17 protein-coding genes are annotated in these 22282 nt (G+C 66.6%); 6 read left to right on the top strand and 11 right to left on the bottom strand.

Annotated elements, in window-relative coordinates; all coding sequences use genetic code 11:
- Positions 1-30: 30 nt before the first annotated feature.
- Positions 31-2679, bottom strand: coding sequence for a glycoside hydrolase family 31 protein (locus ABS767_RS12760; protein ID WP_408078919.1), 2649 nt, complete (start codon positions 2677-2679; stop codon positions 31-33).
- A 28-nt stretch (positions 2680-2707) separates the two neighbouring features.
- Positions 2708-3781 (bottom strand): aldose epimerase family protein, encoded by a 1074-nt coding sequence (locus ABS767_RS12765; protein WP_408078921.1) that lies wholly within the window; start codon positions 3779-3781, stop codon positions 2708-2710.
- 125 nt (positions 3782-3906) lie between these two features.
- On the opposite strand from ABS767_RS12765, the gene ABS767_RS12770 reads away from it, so the two are divergent.
- A complete protein-coding gene (locus ABS767_RS12770; RefSeq protein WP_408078923.1) occupies positions 3907-4938 on the top strand; it encodes a glycoside hydrolase family 43 protein in 1032 nt (343 codons plus the stop codon).
- A gap of 10 nt (positions 4939-4948) precedes the next feature.
- Here ABS767_RS12770 and ABS767_RS12775 read toward each other — a convergent pair whose 3' ends face one another.
- The 4 genes from ABS767_RS12775 to dgoD all read right to left on the bottom strand — a co-directional run bounded on the left by ABS767_RS12775 (position 4949) and on the right by dgoD (position 11949).
- The gene (locus ABS767_RS12775) at positions 4949-6328 is read right to left on the bottom strand and encodes a tryptophan 7-halogenase (RefSeq protein ID WP_408078925.1); all 1380 of its coding nucleotides are present in this window, start codon (positions 6326-6328) and stop codon (positions 4949-4951) included.
- Positions 6325-7842: a tryptophan halogenase family protein gene (locus ABS767_RS12780; RefSeq protein ID WP_408078927.1), complete on the bottom strand. Its 1518-nt coding sequence runs from the start codon at positions 7840-7842 to the stop codon at positions 6325-6327. The genes ABS767_RS12775 and ABS767_RS12780 overlap by 4 nt, the downstream gene beginning before the upstream one ends.
- 72 nt (positions 7843-7914) lie before the next feature.
- Entirely contained in the window at positions 7915-10674 is a 2760-nt protein-coding gene (locus ABS767_RS12785) for a TonB-dependent receptor (RefSeq protein ID WP_408078929.1), read from the bottom strand.
- A 138-nt stretch (positions 10675-10812) separates the two neighbouring features.
- The gene (gene dgoD, locus ABS767_RS12790) at positions 10813-11949 is read right to left on the bottom strand and encodes a galactonate dehydratase (RefSeq protein ID WP_408078931.1); all 1137 of its coding nucleotides are present in this window, start codon (positions 11947-11949) and stop codon (positions 10813-10815) included.
- 78 nt (positions 11950-12027) lie between these two features.
- Here dgoD and ABS767_RS12795 point away from each other — a divergent pair, with 78 nt between their 5' ends.
- From ABS767_RS12795 to ABS767_RS12810, 4 genes are all read left to right on the top strand, one after another.
- Positions 12028-12948 (top strand): 2-dehydro-3-deoxygalactonokinase, encoded by a 921-nt coding sequence (locus tag ABS767_RS12795; protein ID WP_408078933.1) that lies wholly within the window; start codon positions 12028-12030, stop codon positions 12946-12948.
- The gene (locus tag ABS767_RS12800; RefSeq protein ID WP_408078935.1) at positions 12945-13580 is read left to right on the top strand and encodes a 2-dehydro-3-deoxy-6-phosphogalactonate aldolase; all 636 of its coding nucleotides are present in this window, start codon (positions 12945-12947) and stop codon (positions 13578-13580) included. The genes ABS767_RS12795 and ABS767_RS12800 overlap by 4 nt, the downstream gene beginning before the upstream one ends.
- Before the next feature lies 1 nt (position 13581).
- Entirely contained in the window at positions 13582-14499 is a 918-nt protein-coding gene (locus ABS767_RS12805; protein WP_408078937.1) for a Gfo/Idh/MocA family protein, read from the top strand.
- Positions 14500-14583: 84 nt separating this feature from the next.
- The gene (locus ABS767_RS12810; RefSeq protein ID WP_408078939.1) at positions 14584-15312 is read left to right on the top strand and encodes a FadR/GntR family transcriptional regulator; all 729 of its coding nucleotides are present in this window, start codon (positions 14584-14586) and stop codon (positions 15310-15312) included.
- Here ABS767_RS12810 and ABS767_RS12815 read toward each other — a convergent pair.
- Genes ABS767_RS12815 through ABS767_RS12830 form a run of 4 tightly spaced genes read right to left on the bottom strand, consistent with a single transcriptional unit; the run spans position 15266 to position 19437 of the window.
- A complete protein-coding gene (locus ABS767_RS12815; protein WP_408078941.1) occupies positions 15266-16621 on the bottom strand; it encodes an extracellular solute-binding protein in 1356 nt (451 codons plus the stop codon). The two genes, ABS767_RS12810 and ABS767_RS12815, sit on opposite strands and share 47 nt — an antisense overlap.
- A complete protein-coding gene (locus ABS767_RS12820) occupies positions 16618-17475 on the bottom strand; it encodes a carbohydrate ABC transporter permease (RefSeq protein WP_408078943.1) in 858 nt (285 codons plus the stop codon). The genes ABS767_RS12815 and ABS767_RS12820 overlap by 4 nt, the downstream gene beginning before the upstream one ends.
- Positions 17465-18343 carry a carbohydrate ABC transporter permease gene (locus ABS767_RS12825; RefSeq protein ID WP_408078945.1) on the bottom strand — a complete coding sequence of 293 codons (879 nt, stop codon included), beginning with the start codon at positions 18341-18343 and terminating at the stop codon, positions 17465-17467. Before ABS767_RS12825 ends, ABS767_RS12820 begins: the two co-directional genes overlap by 11 nt.
- Positions 18340-19437 carry an ABC transporter ATP-binding protein gene (locus ABS767_RS12830; protein WP_408078947.1) on the bottom strand — a complete coding sequence of 366 codons (1098 nt, stop codon included), beginning with the start codon at positions 19435-19437 and terminating at the stop codon, positions 18340-18342. Before ABS767_RS12830 ends, ABS767_RS12825 begins: the two co-directional genes overlap by 4 nt.
- Before the next feature lie 186 nt (positions 19438-19623).
- Between ABS767_RS12830 and ABS767_RS12835 the strand changes: the two genes are divergently transcribed.
- Positions 19624-21015 (top strand): glycoside hydrolase family 43 protein, encoded by a 1392-nt coding sequence (locus ABS767_RS12835; protein WP_408078949.1) that lies wholly within the window; start codon positions 19624-19626, stop codon positions 21013-21015.
- Here ABS767_RS12835 and ABS767_RS12840 read toward each other — a convergent pair.
- On the bottom strand, positions 21012-21887 hold the full coding sequence (locus tag ABS767_RS12840) for an SMP-30/gluconolactonase/LRE family protein (protein WP_408078951.1): 876 nt from the start codon (positions 21885-21887) through the stop codon (positions 21012-21014). The two genes, ABS767_RS12835 and ABS767_RS12840, sit on opposite strands and share 4 nt — an antisense overlap.
- Positions 21888-22282: the final 395 nt, after the last annotated feature.

Here is a 22282-nt window from a genome sequence, read left to right on the forward strand (position 1 = left end):
CGAGAAATTGCCGGTTGTGTGGCGCGAACCCTATTTCGCGATCAGCGCCATCCGCCCCGCAAACTCGACCTTGACCGCTGGCGATACGCGTGACGCCTGTACCAGCGCGACCAGCCGTTCGCTCCGACGGTCGAAGTCGGAGACCAGCGCACTCAGCCGCTCCGGACTATAATCGACCAACCGCGCCAGCTGACCCGCCAGCGACAGATCGTCCGGCAGGGGCTCGGGCGGCGGCCAGTGTTCCTTGAGCCAGGCGATCGCAGCGGCAGTGCGCTTCATCCGATAGGTGAGGCCTTCGATCCGGGGATCGGGAGCGAAGGTCACGCTGACGTTCAGTGGCGCCGTAGCCGAAGCGGGAGCGACGACGATGCGGGCGGTCAGGCTGTCGCCGTCATACTGCCAATGGCCCGGACGTGGCGTTTCGGCGCGCGTATAAGGAGTGCCGTTGACCGTGACCCGTGTCGGGAGCGACGCTGCCGGAAATTCCACCGTGGTCTGCCGCTTTGTCGGCATCCCGGGATAGCTGCCTGTGCGCGGGTGCACGGTCAGCGTCGCGCTGCGGGCGTCGCGCGTACTGGTGAGCGAAGTGAAGCTGTAGGCGCTGTCGCGATAGCCCTCGTCGTTCCCGGCATCTTCATACAGGCGCGTTTTCGCGGTGCCGCCGGGCGCGACCTGCAACACCAGTTCGCCACCGTCGATCTGTTGCAAGTTCTTGGTAGACGGCGGGTTCATCGGAATGACCGCGCCGGCCCGCACGAAGAGCGGGATTTCGTTCAGCAGATAGTCGCGCGAAATGGTGCGATCGCCCGCGATCAGCTCGCCGCGGTTCGTGTCATACCACTGCCCCGGTGGCAGCCAGATCGACGTCTGCACGACGCCGTCGCGTCCGGCCTTGGTCACGGGGGCGACCAGCATGTCGTCGCCGAACATATATTGTCCCCGCGCCGCATAGGCCTCCTCCCGATCCGGCCACGCATAGTAGAGCGGCCGCATGATCGAGACGCCGCTATCATAGGCCTGGCGCGAGGCGGTGTAGATATACGGTGCGAGCCGGTAGCGCTGCGCGACCGTCTCCCGTAATATCTTCAGGATTTCCGGGGAAAAGCGCCACGGTTCCTTGCGGAGATTACCGTCCTTGGCCGAATGGGTGCGCAGGATCGGGCTGAACGCGCCGAATTGCGTCCAGCGGACATAGAGTTCCGGGTCCAGGTTGCGCTGATCGGCGGGGGTGCCGTCGGCGAACATGTGCCCGCCGATGTCGTGACTCCAGTAACCGTACAGCACGTTCGACGCGGTCGCGGTGAAATAGGGCTGATAGGCGAGCGAGTCCCAGTTGATCACCGTGTCGCCGGAGAAACCGATCTGGTAGCGGTGGTTCCCGAGCCCGCCCCAACGATGGTAGATCAGCGCGCGATTGGCATTGGCCCGCTGCATGTGCGTGTAGAACAGATGGTTGAGCCACCAGGTGTTCGACAGGCCCGGCATCAGCTTCGATTCCGGCCATTGCTGCCAGTCCAACCACCAGAAATCGACGCCCTGCGCCGTCAGCGGATCGAGCGTCAGCTTGAACCAGTTGTCGACGAAGCGGCGGTCGGCGCCCTCGAACGGCACCGCCTTGCCATCGGTCACGCCCATCGTCTTGGCGAACGCGGCATAGCTCTCCTCGCGCGGGGGAATGCCCGATGCGGGGTGCAGGTTCAACGTCGCCTTGATGTTGCGATCCTCGAGCCAGCCGAGGAAGCGCTTGGGATCGGGAAACAGGCTGCGGTTCCAGCTATAGCCGGTCCAGCCCACGCCTTCGCCGACTTCGTCTTTCACGACATAGCGGGGGTCCCAGCTGAGATCGTCGGTGCGGTGCCAGTCCATGTCGATGACCAGCACGTCGAGCGGGAAGCCCGAGCGATCTAGGTCGCCGACCAGATCGCGCAGCTCGCTGTCGGAATAGTTCCAGTAGCGCGACCACCAATAGCCAAAGGCGAAGCGTGGCGGCATCGGCTGGCGCCCGGCGACCTTGGCGTAATCGCCAAGCGCCTGGATATAGTCGTGGCCATAGCCGAAGAAATACAGGTCCTGGCACTCGCCACAGGCACGCTTCTGCACCCAGGGGCTCGGGCGGCTGTCGTCGAACACGAACGAGCTGCTGTCATCGACGACGTGCCAGCCATCGCGCGAGAGCAGGCCGTCGCCGAGATCGAGCCGTTTCCCCGTGTCGACCTGCCGGTCCCCCGAATAGCGGTCGAGCGTGCGCGCCGTGCCATGGAGGTTGCCGGTCGCGGGCGTGCCCGGCCGCCAGTCGAATGCAGGCTTCAGCGTGCGCGAACGGATGCTGAGGTTGGCGGCGGTGAAGCGGCCGCTGTCGAGCGTGTAGCGAAGCTCGAGCGCATCGGTGCGGATCACCAGCTTGCCATTCTCGACAATGCTGGTGAAGCGGGGCACCGGCTGGTCGCGGTCGATGAACACCTGGGACGGGGCATCGACGAAGCGGGCGGCGGGCGACCATTCCATGCGGATCAGTCCGGAGGTAAGCACGGTGAACCGCGCCTGCCCGCGGGTGACGGTCGCAGCAGCGGCGGCGCGGCCCTCCATTTGGGCGGGCTTGGCCATCGCGACGGGTGCCGTCAGCGCCAGTGCCACGGCACTCAGGCCGTACGCGACGCACGTTTTTCCTCTGCTCAGCATCCTCTCCTGCGATCCTTTTTTGCGAGTGTTAGGCAGCTTCGACGCCGAAGCGCCAGGCAATGCGGTTTCGATAGACTTGGCCCGGCTCCAGCCGCACCGAGCCGAAGTCCGGGCGGTTGACGGTGTCGGGAAATTGCTGCGGCTCGAGGACGATGGCGTCGCCCATGCGATACATCTGCCCCTCCTTGCCGACCGAAGTTCCGTCGAGGAAATTGCCCGAATAGAATTGCAGCCCCGGCTGATTGGAATGGACCTCCATCACCCGTCCGGAAGCGGGGTCGACAACGTGCGCCATCAGCCGCAGATGATCGGCGACATCGCGCGCGACGATCCAGTTATGGTCGTAGCCGCGACCGATACGCAGCTGGTCTTCGCGCGCATCGCGCACGCGCGCGGCGATCGGCATCGGCGTACGAAAATCGAATGCGCTGCCCGCGACCGCGCGCACTTCGCCCGTCGGAATCGCGCTAGCGTCGGTCGGCAGATACGCGTCGGCAGGGATGGTGAGGACATGGTCGAGCGCGCTTCGTCCGCTGCTTTCGCCAGCCAGATTCCAGTACACATGGTTGGACAATGCGACGACCGTGACCGCGTCTGCGACCGCACGATAGTCCACATGGAGCGTGTTGGCGGCGTCGAGCGCGTAGCGCGCGGTGACGTTGAGCGTGCCGGGATAGCCCTGGTCGCCGTCGGGGCTGAGATGGCCCAGCGTGACCGATGCTTCGTCCGCGCAATCGGTTGCCAGGATGCTCCAGTTCGCCTTGTCGAACCCGCAATCGCCGCCATGGAGCGAATTGGGGCCGTTATTGACGGGCACGTGATATTCGCTGCCGTCGAGCAGGAAGCGCCCGCCCGCGATACGGTTGGCGACTCGCCCCACCGTCGATCCCATGAATTGCGGCTGCTCGACATATTCCGCCAGCGTTGCATGGCCGAGCGCGACGTCGCCGATGTGTCCGTCACGGTCCGGCACGCGCATCGCATGGATCGATGCGCCATAGGTTAGGATCGCGGCTTCGACCGTGCCGTTGCCCAGCCGGATCAGCTCGACCGGCGCTCCGTTCAGCGTGCCGAAATCGACGCGGTCCACAGTGAAATTCATGCGCGGCTCCCGACCGCGACAAAACGGCCTTTTCTGTTTGGCTGATTTATATGATAAAAGACTGGCGAGGTCGAGTGGGCGATTTGAACCGGCCGACCGGGATGATGGAGCCAAAGGAGTAAGGCATGGCAAAATATCGGGTTCTCGCAGCGCTGGCGCTGAGCTGCACCGCATTCGCTCCGGCGAAGGAGGAGCCGCCGTTCGTGCCCGTGCTGGAAGAGGATTTCGCCGACCCCTTCGTGATGCTGCACGACGGCGTATTCTATGCCTATGCCACGAATCCCCCAGGCAATGTCGCAAACGTCCAGATGGCGACGTCGACCAATCTCGCCGACTGGGCGCTGGTCAAGACGGACGGCAAGATCCACGATGCGATGCCGAAGCTGCCGGAGTGGGCGCGTGAGGGCTTCACCTGGGCGCCGGAGGTGCTGCGCGTGTCGAACGGCTTCGTGATCTACATCACCGCGCGCGAGAAGGAGAGCGGGCTGCAGTGCGTCGGCGCGGCATTCGCCAGCGATCCACGCGGGCCATTCGTCTCGCAAGAGACCGAACCGATGGTGTGCCAGCGCGATCTCGGCGGCACGATCGACGCCGCGCCGTTCCGCGACGCTGACGGCTCGCTGTACCTCTATTACAAGAATGACGGCAACAATCCGAAGTTCGGCAAGCCAACCCATATCTACGCCCAGCGCATGAGCGCGGACGGGCTGAAGCTGGAGGGGCAGGCGGTCGCGCTGCTCGTCAACGACAAGCCGTGGGAAGCGCATGTTATCGAGGCTCCGACCATGGTGAAGACGCCCACCGGCTATGCGATGTTCTACTCGTCCAACCATTATGGCTGGGAGACGAACCAGCGCCTCTCGCCCTATGCCATGGGCTGGGCGAAGTGCGACGGACCGATGGGGCCATGCACCGATGCGCCCGAGAACCCGATCCTCTACAGCTACAACAAGCGCGATGTCGGGTGTCTCAGCGGACCGGGCCATCAAAGCGTATTCAACGTCGGCGCGCGGCAGTTCGTGTCGTTCCACGCCTGGGCCGCGACGCCCGGGTGCCGCAAGCTCGACAACAAGCGCTATTTGTATGTCGCGCCGTTGCTGTGGAAGGACGGCAAGCCCGCAATCGGCGTCAGCCTGCGCCCGACCGATAAGAAATAACCCGCCGCGCTCAGCCCGCCCGCAACCGCGCAAGTAGTTGCGGGTAGGGGGGCACGCGCTCCGCCGCCTCGGTCAGCCGCGTCGCGAGCGCGGCCATCGCGTGCGTCACGCGCGCAAGGTCGATCGATCCGCTCACCGGGTCGGCCGCATGCGGTGTCACGCCGAGGCCCAGCAGCGCAGCGATCCACGCATCCGTCTCGAACGGCTCGGCCTCGGACGGCGGCAGCCGGCCGCGGCGCTCGAACTGCTCGAGCGTCCGCGCCAGTCCATCTGGCAGAGGGCGCCGCGCCGAGCGCAGATGATGCAGCGCGTGAAAGTCGCGCATGCGCACGCGCGTCGCATCGCATCGACGGTTATACTCGGCGATCTCCACCCGCCCGAAGTCGCGCCCGGGCAACAGCTCCAGCGCCAGCAGGATCGCGTCCTGCGCGAGGTGGAGCGCGGTGCCGAACAACGGATCGATCGCCGTCGCCGCATCGCCGATCGCCAGGACATTGGCCGTCCATGGCGTGCGACAGCCGAAGCGTACCGCCACGCCGCCCTCGTCCTCGCCCAGCGCGATCACCCGCGTGCGGTCCGCAAGCGCCGAGTGCCAGCGCCAGCCGCCCGCAACCCGTTCGGCGTGGTCGAGCGGGTCGATCGCGCCGCCCGCCACGTCGCTTGCCACCATCGTCCGGCCGGGCAGCCAGTCGCCCCATGAGTCGAACGCGCGGTCCTCGCGGTGCCGCAGCAACGCCTGCGGCCCCGAACAGTCGAGATAGAGATCGGCGGTGACGCGCTCCCCATCGGCCGTCGTCACCGCGGCGATCGCGCCACCGTCGCCATGCTCGGCAGAGGCGAAGGGCGCGTGCCGCAGCAGCGGCGCGGTGAGCGCAGCCAGCCGCGCGCGATAGCGGAGCGGATCGATGCGCAGCGCATAGAGAAAGCCGCCTAGTGGCGATGCCGGATCCCGGCTTGGGTGGGTGAACTTCCCCGCTGCGCCCAGCACCGCCGCGGCGCTGTAGTGCCAGAACGGCGCGGCCTCCGCCGCCCGGGAGGCACGATGCCACAAGCTATGAAACGGGATGGTACCGGCCTTCAGCCCATGCTCGCCGAACCCATGCACCCAGTCGTCGCCGCCGTCGGGCCAGTCGACGAAGCGGGTGCCGAGCAAGTGCGTGGCTACCCCCGCGCGCACCAGCTCCTGCTCGTCGAGCCCGATCGCGGCGTGAAAGCGATGGATGCTCGGCCAGGTCGCGCACTGAATTTCCGCGACGGCCGCTGGATCGGGTTCGGCCGGAACGATCGTCACCGCGACCGCCGGCAAGGCGCGCGCGAACGCCGCCGCCGCGGAGAGGCCGACGACTCCGTCGCCGACGACGCAGATGCTGCGGATCGCGCGCGCGGTCATGCGCCGCGCCCCAGCGCCGCGTCATGGCTCGGCATCGCGCCCACCGTCGCGGCGATCTGCGCTTGCAGCTGATCGAGCGCCGGGCCGAGTTGCGCGGGATCGATCGCGTCGGCGCGCTGGTCCCAGTGACGGGGCACGATCCCCTGGCCAAGATAGACGGCGAGCCAGCTCGGTTCGAAGAACAGCCCCTGGGTATAGCGCGCGACGCGCCCGCACTGGCGAAACAGCTCCATTTTCTCCGCCAGGCTGTCGGGGACGCGCATCGTGCGCATGTCGTTCCAGAAGGCGGAATCGTTACGCGTCGTCGCGCGATAGTGGAGGATCAGGAAGTCGCGGATGCGGTCATACTCCAGATCGACCGTGCGATTGAATTCGTCGCGATCGGCATCGGCGATGCGCCCGTGGATCGGAAACAGCGCGATCAGCTGCTCGACCGCGCCCTGCGCCAGATAGATGCTGGTGGATTCGAGCGGCTCGAGGAACCCCGAGGCGAGGCCGATCGACACCACGTTGCGGTCCCAGCTGCGCGCGCGGCGCCCGGCACGAAAGCGCAGGACGCGCGGGTCGGCGAGCGGCGGGTTCTCGAGCGCGTCGATCAAGGCGGTGCTGGCCGCGTCCTCGTCGAGATGCGCGGACGAGAAGACATAGCCATTGCCGACACGATGGCGCAGCGGTATGCGCCACCGCCACCCCGCCGCCATCGCAGTGGCGCGGGTGAACGGCTCGATCGGGCCCGCGGGCGAAGCGCAGGGAGCGGCGACCGCACGGTCGCACGGCAGCCAGTGCGACCAGTCCTCCCAAGGCGACCCGATCGCGCCGCCGATCAGCAGCGCGCGAAAACCGGAGCAGTCGACGAACAGGTCGCCCTCGACCCGCTCGCCGCTGGCAAGGGTTAGCGCGGCCACATCACCCGACAGCGGGTCGAGCGTCACGTCGACAACCCGGCCCTCGGTCCGCTCTACCCCGCGCGCGAGCGCATAATCGCGCAGATAGGGCGCGAACAGCGTGGCATCGAACTGATAGGCATAGCCGTAGGTGGAGCGCAGCGATGCTGCTTCGCTGGTCGGCGAGGCGAAGCGCCCCTGCGCGGCCATCCGGTTGCACACCGAATAGTCGAACAGCGTGTCGTGGCGCCCCTCCGCCCGCATCCGCAACCACAGATGGTGGAAGGGCACGCCGTTAAGCGGCATCCCGAAATTGCCGAACGGATGGAGATAGGCGTCGCCGATCCGGCCGAAGTCGCGGAATTCGATACCGAGCTTGTAGGTCGCCTGCGTGACGCGCATGAACTCGGCCTCGTCGATGCCGAGCATCGCCACGAAGGCGCGCAGATGGGGCAGGGTCGCCTCGCCGACGCCGACGATGCCGATATCCTCGGATTCGATCAGCCGCACGCTGCACGCATGCGGCAGCCGGCGGATCAGCGCGGCCGCCGCCATCCAGCCGGCGGTGCCGCCGCCGACGATGACGACGCGGGTGCGCTGTCGGTCGTCGCGGGGATCTTCGCTGCGCATGCCACGATCCTCAAACGACAGGAGCCGAAGAGCAAGGCTCTCCGGCTCCCATGTTGAACCCGGCCGCCCCGGTCAGAAGCGGAAGCGGACACCCACGGTGAGGGTCGATTCCTCGTAGCGGACGACGCGCGGATAGGTCGCGGTGAACGCCCCTTCCACCGGCAACGCGTTGTTGACCGTATTGGTGCGGGTCAGCGTCGAGCTGAACGGATCGCCGAGGATGTTGGTCCAGTCGCCGAAGATCGTGACCGCCGGCACCACGTCGTAGCTGACCGACAGGTCGAGCCGCTGAACCGGATCGGCCTCTTCGGTGTAGAGGTGATCGCCGCGCCGCTGATAGGTCAGCGGAAATTCGCTGCGCCAGTTGTACGCCAGCCGCGCCGACAGCCCGTTGGCCTCGTAGAAGACGGCGGCGTTCGCCGACCAGTCGGACACGAACAGCAGCTCGCGATTGACCGTGCGGATCAGCGGCGACCCGTCCGGCTGCAGGCCGTCGTCATAGTTGAAGTCCGACCGCGCATCGAGGTTGGTGAGGTTCCCCTGCAGGCCGAACTGCGGCAGGCCGATGAAATCGAGGAAGGTCGAGCCCTGGATTTCGAAGCCGCGAATGCGTCCCTTGCCCGCGTTGACCGGCGAGCTCAGGCGCAGCGGGGTGCCGTCGGGCAGGGTGCCGGTGAAGGTATTCCCCTCGATGAACCCGTTCATGTCGCGGTGGAAGACGCTGACCGACACGAAGCCGTTGCGCGAGAAATAATATTCGAGCGCGGCGTCGTAGTTGCGCGACGTCAGCGGGTTGAGGAACGGGTTGCCGCCGTTGCCGGTGCGATAGCAGCCCGCCGGGATCGGGTTGAGCTCCAGGCACCCGTTCGTATTGGGCCGGTCCAGCGTGCCCGAGGCGCGAAGGTCGGTGAAGTTCGGGCGCGTCTGGGTTTCGGTGAAGGCGAGCCGCGCCTGGATCTTCGGCGTGAACCGGATGCGCGCATTGATGTTGGGCAGCCAGGCATCGAACCTGCGCTCGACCACCGTCGGTGTCTGCACACCGGCACCGCCGCCCGACGGCAGAACGAAGCGGGTACCGGACAGGTCGAGATCGCTGCGTGCGTAGCGCAGGCCGATCGTTCCATCGATGCTCGCTTCGCCACCCAGCGGAATTTCGTAACGCACTTGGCCATAGGCGGCGAAGTGCTTCTCGTTCGCGTCCCACGTCTGCTGCGGATCGGCCGGAGGCGCGCCGGTCAGACCGGGCTGGTTGAACTCGCGCAACTGCGCCAGATTGGCGCGGATGCTGTCATAGGTGGGCGACAGCCAGGTGAGGATGCCCGGCTGGGGGTTGGCACCGCGGAAACCGGGCTCGAACAGCTCGTAGGTCAGCGGCACGGCCGAGAAGGGGCGGCGGTCGCCTTCGCGATCGAAATAGCGGTTGCCATACTCGCGATGCGCATCGCGGTCGGTGTAGCGGACGCCGGCTTCGAATGCCTTGATCCACGGCATTTCGGTCTCGTAGACCGCGTCGATGCGCGCCTGCCAGTCCTTGCCCTCGGCCCGCTGCGCCTCCTCGTAGAAGCCGCGATAGATGTAATTGGCCGGATCGCTGGCGTCGAAGCCGGGGATCGAGAACACCGCGCCGCCGTCGCCGGTGTCGGCATTGCTGTCGAACTCGATCGTCTGCGGGCTGGCGAAGGCATAGTCGACGCTGGCGGTCGAACCGGTGAAGGTCGAATCGGTTCGCGCGATATCGGCGGTGATCTTCAGCCCACCGGTCTCGAAGCTGCCGCCGGCAGCGATCTGATAGGTATCGGTCTTGTTGTAGGTGCCGCCCTGATAGCCCTGGACGCGGCGCGGATTGACGACCGTCGCGCTTTCGAGCAGGTCGGGGCGATCGGGCACCGTCACGACGTTGGAAAAGCCCGATCCGCCCCACAGCGCCGCTTCCATCTCGCGCGACGACAGCTTGTTGCGGAAGCCCTGATAAAGTCCCTCGACATAGAATTCGAGGCCGGGGGAGGGGCGCCACTGGATCGCGCCGTTGACCGACGGGCGCTCGCGATCACCCTCGTCATAGGTCACGCGCTGAATGTCGGGGAACTGCGTCCCGCCCGGGCCGCCACCCGCGACGAAGTCGGTGTTGGACCGCGTCGAATCGCGATAGTGCATGCTGGTATAGGACAGGCCGAGCAGCGCGCCGATCTCGCCGCCGCCGATATCCCAGCGATCGGAGACCATGATGTTGCCGTTCGGATTATAGTCGCGCGCCTGATAGGTGTAGGTCATCCACGCCGAGCCGGCGACATGGAAGTCGGCAAAGTCGAACGGACGGCGCGAGCGTACGTTGATCAGACCGGCAAGGCCGGGCTCGACCAGGTTCGCGGTCGACGTCTTGAACACCTCGATCGCGCCGATGGCGCCCGAGGGGAAATCCTGCAGCGCAACCGAACGCGTTTCGGCGGTGAAGATCTCGCGGCCGTTATAGGTGGTGACGAAGTCGGGAAGGCCGCGGACGAGCACGCGACCGGCCTCGCCGCCGCTGCGCTCGACCTGCACGCCGGGAATGCGCGCGGCGGTGTCGGACACGGCGATATCGGGCAGCTTGCCGATGTCCTCGGCCACGATCGCATCGACGATCTGGGTCGAGTTGCGGCGGATATTCTGCTGCGATTCCAGCGACTGGCGATAGCCGCTGATGACGATCTCTTCGGTCTGCGTCGCAGGCGCCTCCTGCGCCTCTTGCGCCTCAGAAGCCGGTGCGGGTGTTTCCTGCGCCCAGGCGGGCGCGGCGACCAACGCAATCGCTGCGGCGGATCCGGAACAGCGAATCAAAGTCCTCAAACGCATCAATGTCCTCCCCTTCGATAATTCACACCGCGCCGGCCGCCTGGTCAGCGACTCTTCTCATCGTCGCTATAGAAGCGTGCTTTCGCCGCTGACAAGAGATTTATAAGATTTATCGGATAATGGATGTCGCAGCTTGGATCACCATTCGGCGAAGCTGCCATCCTCCTGGCGCCAGATCGGGTTGCGCCAGCGCACCTTCTCCGCGTCCGCCTTGCGCACCGCGGCCTCGTCGATCTCGACACCCAGGCCGGGACCGGTCGGGATCGGCAGGAAGCCGTCGACCGGCGAGAGCACATCGGGATTGGCGCAGAAATGCAGCAGGTCGTGGCCGGCATTATAGTGGATGCCGAGCGACATCTCCTGCAGCACGACGTTCGGCGTGCAACCGGCCAGCTGAAGGCAGGCGGCGAGCGCGAGCGGCCCCAGCGGGCAATGCGGCGCGACGGCGACGTCATAGGCCTCGGCCATGGCGGCGATCCGACGGCATTCGCTCAACCCGCCGGCGTGGCTGAGGTCCGGCTGGATGATGTCGACCGCGCCGCTGGCGAGGAACGGCTTGAAGTCCCAGCGCGAATAGAGGCGCTCGCCCAGCGCGATCGGGATGCTGACCTGGTTCGAGATCTGGGCGAGGACTTCGGGGTTCTCCGACAGGATCGGCTCCTCGATGAACAGCAAACCCAGCGGCTCGAGGTGCTTGGCGAGTTGCTTGGCCATCGCGCGATGCACGCGGCCATGGAAGTCGAGCCCGACATCCATGCCGGCCGCCTGCGCGGCGCGAACGCGCTCGACCACATCGTCGAACCGCGGCGCGGTGAGATAGTCGAGTTCGGAGGTCGCGTTCATCTTCACGGCGGAAAAGCCCTGCGCCTTGCGCGCCGCGGCCGCCGCGCCGACATCGTCGGGACGGTCGCCGCCGATCCAGGCATAGGCGCGGACCTTGTCGCGCACCTGTCCGCCCATCATCTCCCAGGCGGGCAGGCCATAATGGCGGCCCTTGAGATCCCACAATGCCTGGTCGAGTCCGGCCAGCGCCGACATCAGCACCGCGCCGCCGCGATAGAATCCGCCGCGATAGGCAACCTGCCAGACATCCTCGATCCGGCGCGGGTCGGCGCCGATGAACCGGTCACGCAGCGATTCGAACGCGCCGTCGACCGCTTCGCTATGTCCTTCGAGGCTCGCCTCACCCCATCCAAAACACCCATCCTCCGTCTCGACGCGCACGAACAGCCAACGAGGCGGAACGTGAAACGTCTCGATACGCGCAATCTTCATGGTCACCTCAAAGCCCCACCCGGGCATTAAACCTATTTATCGTATAATTTATATCTAGCAAGCGTGGCGCGCGCCTGTATGATCCGCGGCGATGGTCTGGGGATGCAAAGCGAGCCGCCGATGAGCTGGCGCGACGGGTATATCGCGGTGGATTGGGGCTCGACCAATCGGCGCGCCTATTCGCTTGATTCCGAGGGGCGGGTGGTGGCGAAGCTCGAGGATGCGAAGGGCGTCCTTTCGGTCGAGCCGGGCGGGTTCGACCGTGCCGCCGATGAAATCCGCGCCGCTCTTGGCGATCACGCGATGCTGATTGCCGGCATGGCGGGATCGAACCGCGGCTGGCGCGAGGCGCCCTATGTCGGATGTCCCGCCGACGCGGAGGCACTCGCGCGTGCGATCTGCTGGGTCGAACCCGGCCGGATCGGCATCGTTCCCGGCGTGTGCCAGCGCGATCCGGTGGCCGATGTCATGCGGGGCGAGGAGGTGCAGGCGCTCGGCGCGGTCGCCGCTGAGCTGGTGCCGCCTGACGGGCTGATCTGCCTCCCGGGGACGCACGCCAAATGGATCGCGATGCGCGGGGGGCGGATCGACACATTCCGCACGATGATGACGGGCGAACTTTTCGCCGTGCTGCGCGACCATTCGATCCTGTCTGCGCACCTCGGGAATGCCGTCACCGCCGACGACGCATTTGCGGCGGGCGTAACCGATGCGCTTGGCGGCGCCGACCTGCTTGCGTCGCTCTTCGGCATCCGCGCGCGACACCTCTTGGGCGGTGGGCGCGACGATGCAAGCTATGCGAGCGGCCTGCTCATCGGCAGCGACGTGCGCGCTGCGCTCAAGGATCTGGCGCCGGGCGCGACCGTCGCGCTCGTCGGTGCGCCGGCGCTGTCCGCCCTATATGCCGCCGCGCTCGGCCAGGCTGGCCGGGTCGGCGAAGTCATCGATGGCGAAGCCGCCTTTCTGGCCGGCATTCGCCGCATCACGGAGTTGCTATGACCGGTTCGCTCGACGCCTTCACGACCCATTTCTCAGCGTGTCCGCTGATCGCGATCATCCGCGGCGTCACGCCGGACGCGGTCGAGGCCGTGGGCGAGGCCCTGGTCGAGGCCGGCATCCGCATCATCGAGGTCCCACTCAACTCGCCCGACCCGCTGGCGAGCATCGAGCGGCTTGCCCGTCGCCTGGGCGATACCGCGCTGATCGGGGCGGGCACGGTTCTGAACGTCGATCAGGTGGCCCAGGTGACGGATGCCGGGGGACGGATCATCGTGTCGCCCAGCGTAAACACCGGCGTGATCACCGCCACCGTCGCGGCGGGCCTGGTCTCGGCGCCCGGCTATTTCACCCCCAGCGAAGCGTTCGCCGCACTCGATGCCGGCGCGCACGTGCTCAAGTTGTTTCCCGCCGAAGCCGCATCGCCGGCGGTCGTGAAGGCGCACCGCGCCGTGCTTCCGCGCGACGTGCCGGTGGTCATCGTGGGCGGCATCACGCCGCCGGCGATGGCGCCCTATCTCGCGGCAGGCGCCAACGGCTTCGGGCTGGGCGGCGCGCTCTATCGGCCGGGACAAACTCCCGCCGAGGTCGCGACGCAGGCGCGGGCATTCGTTTCCGCGCTCGAGGCGCGGTGAGATGATCCGCGTCGCCATCATCGGCTTCGGCAAGATCGCCGCCGACCAGCATCTGCCGGCCGTCGCCAGCGATCCGCGGTTCGAACTGGTCGGCGTGGCGACTCCCGCCGGCGACCCGGAGGTCGGCGTCCCCTGGTACGGTGATGCCGCCGAACTGCTCGCGGCAATGGACGGCGCCGCAGATGCCATCGCGATCTGTACGCCTCCCGGAGCCCGCTACGCCTTGGCGCACGAGGCCTTGCGCGCGGGATTCGACGTACTGCTGGAAAAGCCGCCGGCCACCACACTGGGCGAACTCGACGCGCTCGAAGCGCTGGCCCGGGCGCAGGGCAGGGTGCTCTACACCGCCTGGCACTCGCAATACGCGCCAAGCGTCGCGCCCGCAGCAGCAGTGCTCGCCTGCTCGGAGATCGCCATGCTCCGCGTTTCGTGGCGCGAGGACGTGCGCAAATGGCATCCGGGGCAGGAGTGGATCTGGGACGCCGGTGGGTTCGGCGTTTTCGATACCGGCATCAATGCGCTTTCGATCCTGTCGCGGATCCTGCCGGTGCCGCTGCTGGTGCGCGCCGCAAGCCTGTCCGTACCCGATAACCGGCAGGCGCCGATCGCCGCCACGATCGAGTTCGTGGGTACGGACTGGCAGGCCGAATTCGACTGGCGGTTCGATGCCGGCGAGGAATGGCTGATCCACATCACCACGTGCGACGGGCGGCGGGTCGAGCTTCGCGACGGCGGCGCGCGCCTGCTGGTCGACGGGGTCGAACAGCCGCTCGACGCGGATCGCGAATATCCCCAGATCTATGACCGCTTCGCCACGCTGATCAAGGCGCGCGCTTGCGCGGTCGATCGCGAACCACTGCGGATCGCTGCGGACGCTTTCATGGTCGCGCGCCGTGAAAGCGTTGCAGCATTCCGTTGACCCGCGTTACTAACCCGATGATGCTCATATCCGAACTTCTTCGATCGACGCACCCACGCCGCGCCCGGAATGGAGTCCGACCGCATGGAGGCTGACACGCCGCTGCTGAGTTCGTCCCCGGTGGGCGGGCGCAACCTGACCTACGGGCTGCTCGACGCGTTGGGTCGCGCGATCGTGACCGGGCACTATGATGCGCGCGTCTTCCCGACCGAAGCTGATCTGGCCAAGCAGCATGGCGTCAGTCGATCGGTGACCAGGGAGGCGGTCAAGATGCTGACCGCCAAGGGTCTGCTGACCGCGCGTCCTCGCAAGGGCACCACCGTCCAGCGGCCGGCGCACTGGAACCTGTTCGATGCCGACGTCCTGCGCTGGCTGCTCGAACGGACCTTCTCGCTCGAACTGCTACGTCAGTTCACCGAGCTGCGCATCGCGATCGAGCCGGCGGCGGCCGCATTGGCGGCGCGCGCTGCCGACGCCGCCGGCCTCGCGCTGATCCAGGCCGGGTATCGGCGTATGGAAGCGGCCGAGAATGGCGAGGACGACCCGCTGGAAGCGGACATCGCGTTCCACGTCGCGATCCTGGCCGCGTCTGCGAACCCGTTCTACGTCCAGTTTCGCGACGTGGTCGAAACCGCGCTGCGGACCTCGATCCGCTTCACCAATCGCTTCAAGGGCCGCACCGCCAGCCTGCCGCAGCATCGTGAGGTGCTGACCGCGATCGAGGCGCGCGATCCCGACGCGGCGCGCGACGGGATGATCGCGCTGATCACCGACGTGATGACGCTGATCGACGAGGCGGGGAAGTCGGGCTGAACACCGGCAGTTCGGCGAGCAGTTCGTTGACGCGGCGTTCGCCGTCCGCCAGCGCCTGATCGACGCTCTTCTGCCCGATGATCGCGGCCCCGACCTCTTCGCCGACCAGCCGTTCGATCGCTGACTGACGCTGGACATAGCCGGGAAGCGGGTGGCCGATGGTCGCGAGCGGAGCGATATCCGCGCGATGCGGCAGCGCCTTGAACGCGGCCGATTCGATCACCTTGCGCACCGCCGGCAGGTGCCCGGTGCGTGCCCAGTCCAGATTATGCGCAGTCATGAACGCGAAGAAGCGGGCGATCATCGCGCGCTGCGCCGGGGTCCGCTCGCGCTTGGGGACGACCCAGACATGGCCGCTGACGAACTCGGCATGCTTTCCCCACAGGCGCGGATAGGGATAGACGGCGTAGCTTCCATAGAGCGGGCGCCCCTTCGTCATCGCGTCCTGCTGAAATTGGTCAATCATCCAGGTGCCGGTCGGATAGATGCCGCCTTCGCCGCTCAGGAACGCGGCGATCGCCGCCGGAGTGTCCTGGTCGAGCGTGCCCAGCCCTTCCTGCGTCAGCGCCTTGAAATAGCTGACGACGCGCCGTGCCTCGGGCGTTTGCAGCTTGATGTGCAGCGGATCCGGGAAGATCACCGCATCCTGCGCCATCAGATAGGTGTAGAGCGTCCGCGTCTGGGCGGCGGTATCGGCGACCAGGCTTTGCAGAAGGTAGGGCTTGCCGGTGCGCGCCTTGAACTGGCGGGCGTGGGCGAGCAGTTCTTCCGCCGATCGTGGCAGGATCGGCTTGCCGTCGCGCATCAGTCCCGCCTGCGCAAACAGCTTGGTATTGATGTGATATAGGCCGCCATGCGTGTCCCAGGGCAGCCCGTAGAGCCGCCCGTCGACCGTCGCGGCCGATCGGCTGGCGTCGGTGAACTGATCGGGCGTCAGTCCGGCGGCCTCAAGATAGGGCTCGACCGGTTCGAGCAGCCCGCGCGCCGCATAGTCGGAAATCACCCCGCCATGCATGCTGACGATGTCGGGCGGGTCGCCCGCAGCGAACTGCGCGCTCAACTGCGGATAGCCGGGCCAGGCGACTACGTTGCTGCTGACCGGGGCGCCGCGGGTCTCGGCGTTGAACTTGTTGATCATCGAGGTGATGATCCCGCATTCGCCCTTTGCCGCGGCGACATCGGTCGCGGTGCCGTATGCCGCGCCGCATTCGCCGAAGAAGCGCTGCAGATAGATTTTGCCGTCGTCCGCGCCGCTGCTGCCGCAGCCGGTGGCGAGCAGGGCGAGGCCGAGTGCGAGCGCGATCCTCATCGCGTCGCGGTCCCTGCCATCGACTGGACGATGTGCTTCTGGAACAGGACATAGACGATGAAGATCGGCACCGATGCGAACACGGCCTGCGCCATCAGGAAGCCTAGGCCGCTGGTCTGTGCGTAGTTCATCTGCGCCGAGGCCAGGCCGACGGTCAGCGTGTACATGTCGCTGCGCGTCGCCGAGATCAGCGGCCACCAATAGCTGTTCCAGCTCGCCAGGAAGGTGAACACGCCGAGCGTCGCCTGCGCGGGCAGGGTGAGCGGCAGGAGCACGCTCCAGAAGATGCGCAGCCGCGACGCGCCGTCGAGCATCGCCGCCTCGTCAAGGTCGCGCGGGATCGCACGAAAATATTGGGTCATGAAGAACACGCCAAAGGGGCCAGCCAGCCCGGGCAGGATTAGCCCGGGATAGCTGTTGTGAAGGTGGAGTGCGGCGAACAGCTGGTGCTGGGGCAGGATCACCGCCTGTTCGGGGATCGCGAGGCCGAGCAGGACGAACACGAACAGCGTCCGGCGGAACGGAAACTCCAACCGCGCAAAGCCATAGCCGGCGAGGCTGCACAGCGCGAGCACGCCGACCGTCGTGCCGATCGACACGATCAGGCTGTTGAGCAGCCAGCGGAATACCTGATCGCCCGACAGGATCGCCCAATAGTTTTCGAGCGTGTAGGGAAATTGCAGCGCCGCGCCGCTGTTGCCGACCAGCGCCTGGTTCGACTTGAGCGAGAGCAGGATCGTCCAGATCAGCGGCGCGAGCATCACCGCCGCCGCGAGCAGCAGTGCGATCAGCGTGGCGGGGCGCATCCGCCCCTCGCCGGGGCGAAACACGGGCGCGGTGCGATCAGCGGCCATTGCCTGCCTCCGACGTCCGCATCGTGAACCAATATTGCGCCAGCGTCAGCGCGACGATCAGCAGGAACAGCACCTCCGCCGCTGCAGCGGCATAGCCGAGTTCCCAGCGCCAGAACGCGGTTTCGAACATGAACAACACCATCGTCCGCGTCGCGCCGTTGGGACCGCCTGCGGTGAGCAGCTGCGTCTGCCCGAACAGCTGGAGCTGCGCCGCGGTCTGGAGCATCACCACCAGCACCAATGTGCGGCGGAGCGAGGGCAGGGTGATGCGCCACAGGATCGTCCAGCGGCTCGCGCGGTCCAGCGCGGCGGCCTCGTAGATGTCGCCCGGTATCTGCTGCAGGCCGGCGAGGAACAGCATCATCGGCAGCCCGATCGACCACCAGATCGTGGTGATCGCCAGCGCCCACAGCGCGAGCGTCGGATCGCTCAGGAACGGCAGCGGCGGCGTGCCGAGCGCTTGCGCAACCTCACCCAGCAGACCGGCATCGGGCGCCAGCACGAAACGCCAGATCAGCGTCACGATCGTCACGGAGAGGACCGAGGAGGAAAAGAAGATGCCGCGAAACACCGCCGCATCGCGGGTCGGCCGGTTGAGCGCGAGCGCGAGCATCAGCGACACCACCGTCAGGATCGGCACGATCATCGCCGCGAGCAGCAAGGTCTGGAGGATCGCGGCATGGAACACCGGATCAGCGGCCAGCCTCGCATAGTTTTCGGGGCCGACGAAGCTCCCGCCGCCGAACAGGTCGACGCGTTTCGTGCTCAGGCCGATCCCCGCCAGCAGCGGATAGATCAGGATGAACAGGTAGATCGCCAGGAACGGCGCGACGAAGCCGAAATTGGCGAGCCGGTCACCGCGTCTCATGCAGGGGAATCCACGACCTGCGCGTGGTGGCCATCGCCTTTGCAGTCGAACAGATGCGCCGCCGCGCCATCGATGCGCAGAGGCACGCGGTCGCCCAGCCTTACCGCGCTCAGCCCGGCATCCTCGGCAGTGATCTCCTGTCCGTCACTCAGCTTGGCATACACCAGAGTGCGGTCGCCGAGCCGCTCGACCAGCAGCACTTCGGCGTCGCACGTCGCATTGCCCCCGGTCGCGACCCGCACATGTTCCGGACGCAGCCCGAGTTCGACCGGGCCGGACGGGAGCGCGGCGCGATCGATGCGCGTCGTCACTTCGGTACCGTCACCCAGCCGCACGCGCGCTGGGCCGTCCCCGGGTAGCAGCGCGGCTGGCAGCAGGGTCATTGCGGGCGACCCGACGAAGCGCGCGACGAAGCTGTTCGCCGGGCGCGTGTAGATATCCATCGGCGCGCCGATCTGCTGGATGCGGCGATCGTTCATCACGACGATGCGGTCGGCTAGCGTCATCGCTTCGGCCTGGTCGTGCGTCACCATGATGATCGCGGCATCGACGCGGCGGCGGAGCTGGGCGAGCTCGACCCGCGTCCGTGTACGCAGCGCCGCATCGAGGTTCGACAGCGGTTCGTCGAACAGGAACAGCTTGGGATGCTTGACGATCGCGCGGCCGATCGCGACGCGCTGGCGTTGGCCGCCCGACATCTGGGCGGGCTTCTTGTCGAGCTGGCTCTCGATCTCCAGCACCGCCGCCGCCTGGGCGATGCGTGCGTCGATCTCGGCTTGCGGAACCCGCGCATTGCGCAGCCCGAACGCCATGTTCTCGCGCACCGTCATGTGCGGGTAGAGTGCATAGGCCTGGAACACCATCGCCACGTCGCGCGCGCCCGGGTGCAACTGGTCGATCCGCCGGCCATCCAGCACCACTTCGCCGGCATCGGCGGTCTCGAGCCCGGCAATGATCCGGAGCAGCGTGGACTTGCCGCTCCCCGACGGCCCGAGGAACGCGATGAACTCGCGATCGCTCATGCTCAACGACACGTCGTCGAGTACGGGCGTGTCTCCATAGACCTTGCGGAGGTTACGAAGCTCGAGGCTCACTAGGGCATCCCATATTATCTTATTTATCGCACTTTTTAGCAAAAGCCCGCCTGACGTCAATGCGTGGCTTGCCGGGCAGGCTCAAGGGTGTGCCCAAAAACGCGCGAGGAAACCACACTCGCATTTATCTTATAAATGTGGTTTAGCGCTGGCGAACCGTTCGTGTGACCCCGAAAGAAACCGCTCATGACCATCCAGTTCGAAACCATCGCAGCGGCACAAGCGCCGCACAGCCAGATCATCGTGCGCCGTGGCGACGCCGAACGCACCTATCAACTCACCTCCGGCGATCACTCCGCGTATGTCGATTTCTTCAATCGGGTCGCCGACGATTTCGCCACCCGGCGTCCGCACGTCCTGAGCGGTCCCGCGCCGAGCAATCTGCCCGCACCGGACTGGCAGCCCCTGCTGACCGAGAATGCGAGCCCGCGGATCACCTGCGGTTACGGCGATCCCGCGGTGCTGAAGACCGATCAGGGCTATATCCTGGTCGCAACCTCCAACGACGCGCCGGATGCCTTTCCGATCCTTCACTCCGATGACCTGAAGACCTGGACCCACAAAGGCTTCGTCTTCGCCGAGGGCGAGGCGCCCGACTGGACCGCGCATGGCCGCCATGTCGGCGACTTCTGGGCGCCGGAAATGGCGCGCGTCGGCGACGAGTATTGGCTGGTCTATACCGCGCGGCAGAAGTCGAACGCGCTCGCCATCGGGCTGGCGAAGAGCGACAGCCCGTTCGGCCCGTGGCGCGACCTCGGCCACCCACTGATCACCGCGCACGCCGTGAACACGACCGGCCTGACCGGCGATGCGGCCCAGCCCGTGATGAGCGGCGGGGTGATCGATTCGCACATCTTCATCGACGACGATGGCGAGCGCTACCTGCTGTGGAAGCGCGACACCAACGGCGTATGGCCACGTCCGCTCGCCGGACTGTTCCGCCAGCGACCCGACCTGATCGACCAAGTGTTCGCGACCGAGGCAGACCGTCGCACCGCGTCGCTTGCCGCAGCGCTCCAGCCCTGGGCGAACTCACAGCGCCCGATGGAACGCTTCTTCCTGATGCAGCCGCTGATCGAGGCGGTGCTCGATAACTGGCAGCAGGTAAAGGCCGCGCTCGCCGATATCCCGGAGGCCGAGGCGATCCTCGATGCGATGAGCACGCCGATCTATGCGCAGCGGCTGACCGAGTCCGGCGAGCGGGTGGGCGAGGAGCATCTGGTGCTCACCAACGACCTCGACTGGGAGGGGCATCTGATCGAGGGGCCGTGGGTCACCAAGCAGCAGGGTCGCTACTGGATGTTCTATGCCGGAAACGATTTCGGCACGCCCGCCTATGGCATCGGCGTCGCGGTAGCCGACCATATCTTTGGTCCGTACGTCAAGCAGGGCGATCCGCTGCTCAAGTCGACGACGACGTGGTGGGCGCCGGGTCACGCCTCGGTCGCGCCCGGGCTTGACGGCGCGCCGCAGCTGTTCTTCCACGCCTTCTTCCCCGGCACCGGCGGCTACAACGAATTCCGCGCGCTGCTGACGACCCGGCTTCAGTTCGGACCGGATGGCGTCACGACGGGCTAGCCTGCAAAGCGGTGGGGCGGCAGGCCTGCGACTCCCGGATCGACCTCGAACAGGCAACCGCCATGCGGCTCATCGATGCCGTCGGCGGCGGACGTGATGAACATCCGGTCGAACGAGTCGCCGGCAAAGGCCATGCTGGTGATCTGGCTGGCGGGGACGTGGATCGCACGCTCGATCTTGCCGTCCGGGTCGAAGCGGCTGACCCGCGACCCGCCCCAATGCGCCACCCACAAACCGCCCTCGGCATCGAAGGTCATGCCGTCGGGATGGCCCCAGTCGGATTCGAACTGGAGCCACAGCTCCCGGGGCCCAAGCGTCGCGCCGTCGAGCGAAAAGCGATAGATCTGCCCGAGCACGGTGTTGGTGTGGAACAGCCAGCGTCCGTCGGGGCTGATCGCGGGCCCGTTGGCGACATGATAGCCGTCGTCCATCCGGGTAAGCGACCGATCTGCCTCGATGCGATAGAAGGATCCGGTCGGCACGTCGCAGCTGACCGGCATGGTGCCGGCCCAGAGCCGCCCGTCGCGATCGGCCTTGGCATCGTTCATACGGTTGATCGCCGGCTCGTCCGCGGGCAGGTCGACCAGCGCTTCGATTGAGACCGGCGTCGGCGACGCGGGGTCGAGAACCACCGCCTTCACCCCGCTGCGGAACCCGGCGACCAGGCCGCGCGCATCGCGCCGCTCGATCACCCAGCCGACCATCTCGGGCATCACCCAGTTGCTCACAGCGCCGTCGGAGAGCGACAGGCGGTTGATCCGCTGTTCGATGATGTCGACCCAGTAGAGCGCCCCATCGCGCGCCGCGAGCGGCCCTTCGCCAAGCTGATCGCGGCGGTCCCGCGAAATGATGTGGACATCGTCTAGGTGCATTGGCGAACTCTCTTGCGGCGCGCGGTTACGGGCAGGCCATATAGGGGATGATGCCCGGCGGGGAACAGCGGATTGGGTCGCGCCGGGTCCCTGGGGGAGGGCGCGGGGCGGGCGCAGCCGCTTGCATTTCTGCTGATCTATCTCGCCAGACTCGTTCCCATGCGGCGCTGCAATCAATCCATCGCGTTAAGCTGGTCTTTAATTGCTCACTCATGGCCATTAGCGTCGCGAAAGCGATCGCCGCGCGTCGCGGCATTTATTGGCATTCCACTTATGAGCGCGTGGGTCGGTTCTGGTGGTGATGGCACTGTCGAGCGAACTTATCGTTCAAGATATTCTAACTCGATGACTGCGATCGGGGGTGACAAGAATACCGACCGGCGGAGGAAGTTGAA

Source organism: Sphingomonas plantiphila, assembly GCF_046000505.1.
GTDB classification, from domain to species: Bacteria; Pseudomonadota; Alphaproteobacteria; order Sphingomonadales; family Sphingomonadaceae; genus Sphingomonas; species Sphingomonas plantiphila.

Coding starts and splice junctions, on each gene's coding strand:
- ABS767_RS12760 (WP_408078919.1), bottom strand. CDS start 2,679: ATGCTGAGCAGAGGAAAAACGTGCGTCGCGTACGGCCTGAGTGCCGTG.
- ABS767_RS12765 (WP_408078921.1), bottom strand. CDS start 3,781: ATGAATTTCACTGTGGACCGCGTCGATTTCGGCACGCTGAACGGAGCG.
- ABS767_RS12770 (WP_408078923.1), top strand. CDS start 3,907: ATGGCAAAATATCGGGTTCTCGCAGCGCTGGCGCTGAGCTGCACCGCA.
- ABS767_RS12775 (WP_408078925.1), bottom strand. CDS start 6,328: ATGACCGCGCGCGCGATCCGCAGCATCTGCGTCGTCGGCGACGGAGTC.
- ABS767_RS12780 (WP_408078927.1), bottom strand. CDS start 7,842: ATGCGCAGCGAAGATCCCCGCGACGACCGACAGCGCACCCGCGTCGTC.
- ABS767_RS12785 (WP_408078929.1), bottom strand. CDS start 10,674: ATGCGTTTGAGGACTTTGATTCGCTGTTCCGGATCCGCCGCAGCGATT.
- dgoD (WP_408078931.1), bottom strand. CDS start 11,949: ATGAAGATTGCGCGTATCGAGACGTTTCACGTTCCGCCTCGTTGGCTG.
- ABS767_RS12795 (WP_408078933.1), top strand. CDS start 12,028: ATGATCCGCGGCGATGGTCTGGGGATGCAAAGCGAGCCGCCGATGAGC.
- ABS767_RS12800 (WP_408078935.1), top strand. CDS start 12,945: ATGACCGGTTCGCTCGACGCCTTCACGACCCATTTCTCAGCGTGTCCG.
- ABS767_RS12805 (WP_408078937.1), top strand. CDS start 13,582: ATGATCCGCGTCGCCATCATCGGCTTCGGCAAGATCGCCGCCGACCAG.
- ABS767_RS12810 (WP_408078939.1), top strand. CDS start 14,584: ATGGAGGCTGACACGCCGCTGCTGAGTTCGTCCCCGGTGGGCGGGCGC.
- ABS767_RS12815 (WP_408078941.1), bottom strand. CDS start 16,621: ATGAGGATCGCGCTCGCACTCGGCCTCGCCCTGCTCGCCACCGGCTGC.
- ABS767_RS12820 (WP_408078943.1), bottom strand. CDS start 17,475: ATGGCCGCTGATCGCACCGCGCCCGTGTTTCGCCCCGGCGAGGGGCGG.
- ABS767_RS12825 (WP_408078945.1), bottom strand. CDS start 18,343: ATGAGACGCGGTGACCGGCTCGCCAATTTCGGCTTCGTCGCGCCGTTC.
- ABS767_RS12835 (WP_408078949.1), top strand. CDS start 19,624: ATGACCATCCAGTTCGAAACCATCGCAGCGGCACAAGCGCCGCACAGC.
- ABS767_RS12840 (WP_408078951.1), bottom strand. CDS start 21,887: ATGCACCTAGACGATGTCCACATCATTTCGCGGGACCGCCGCGATCAG.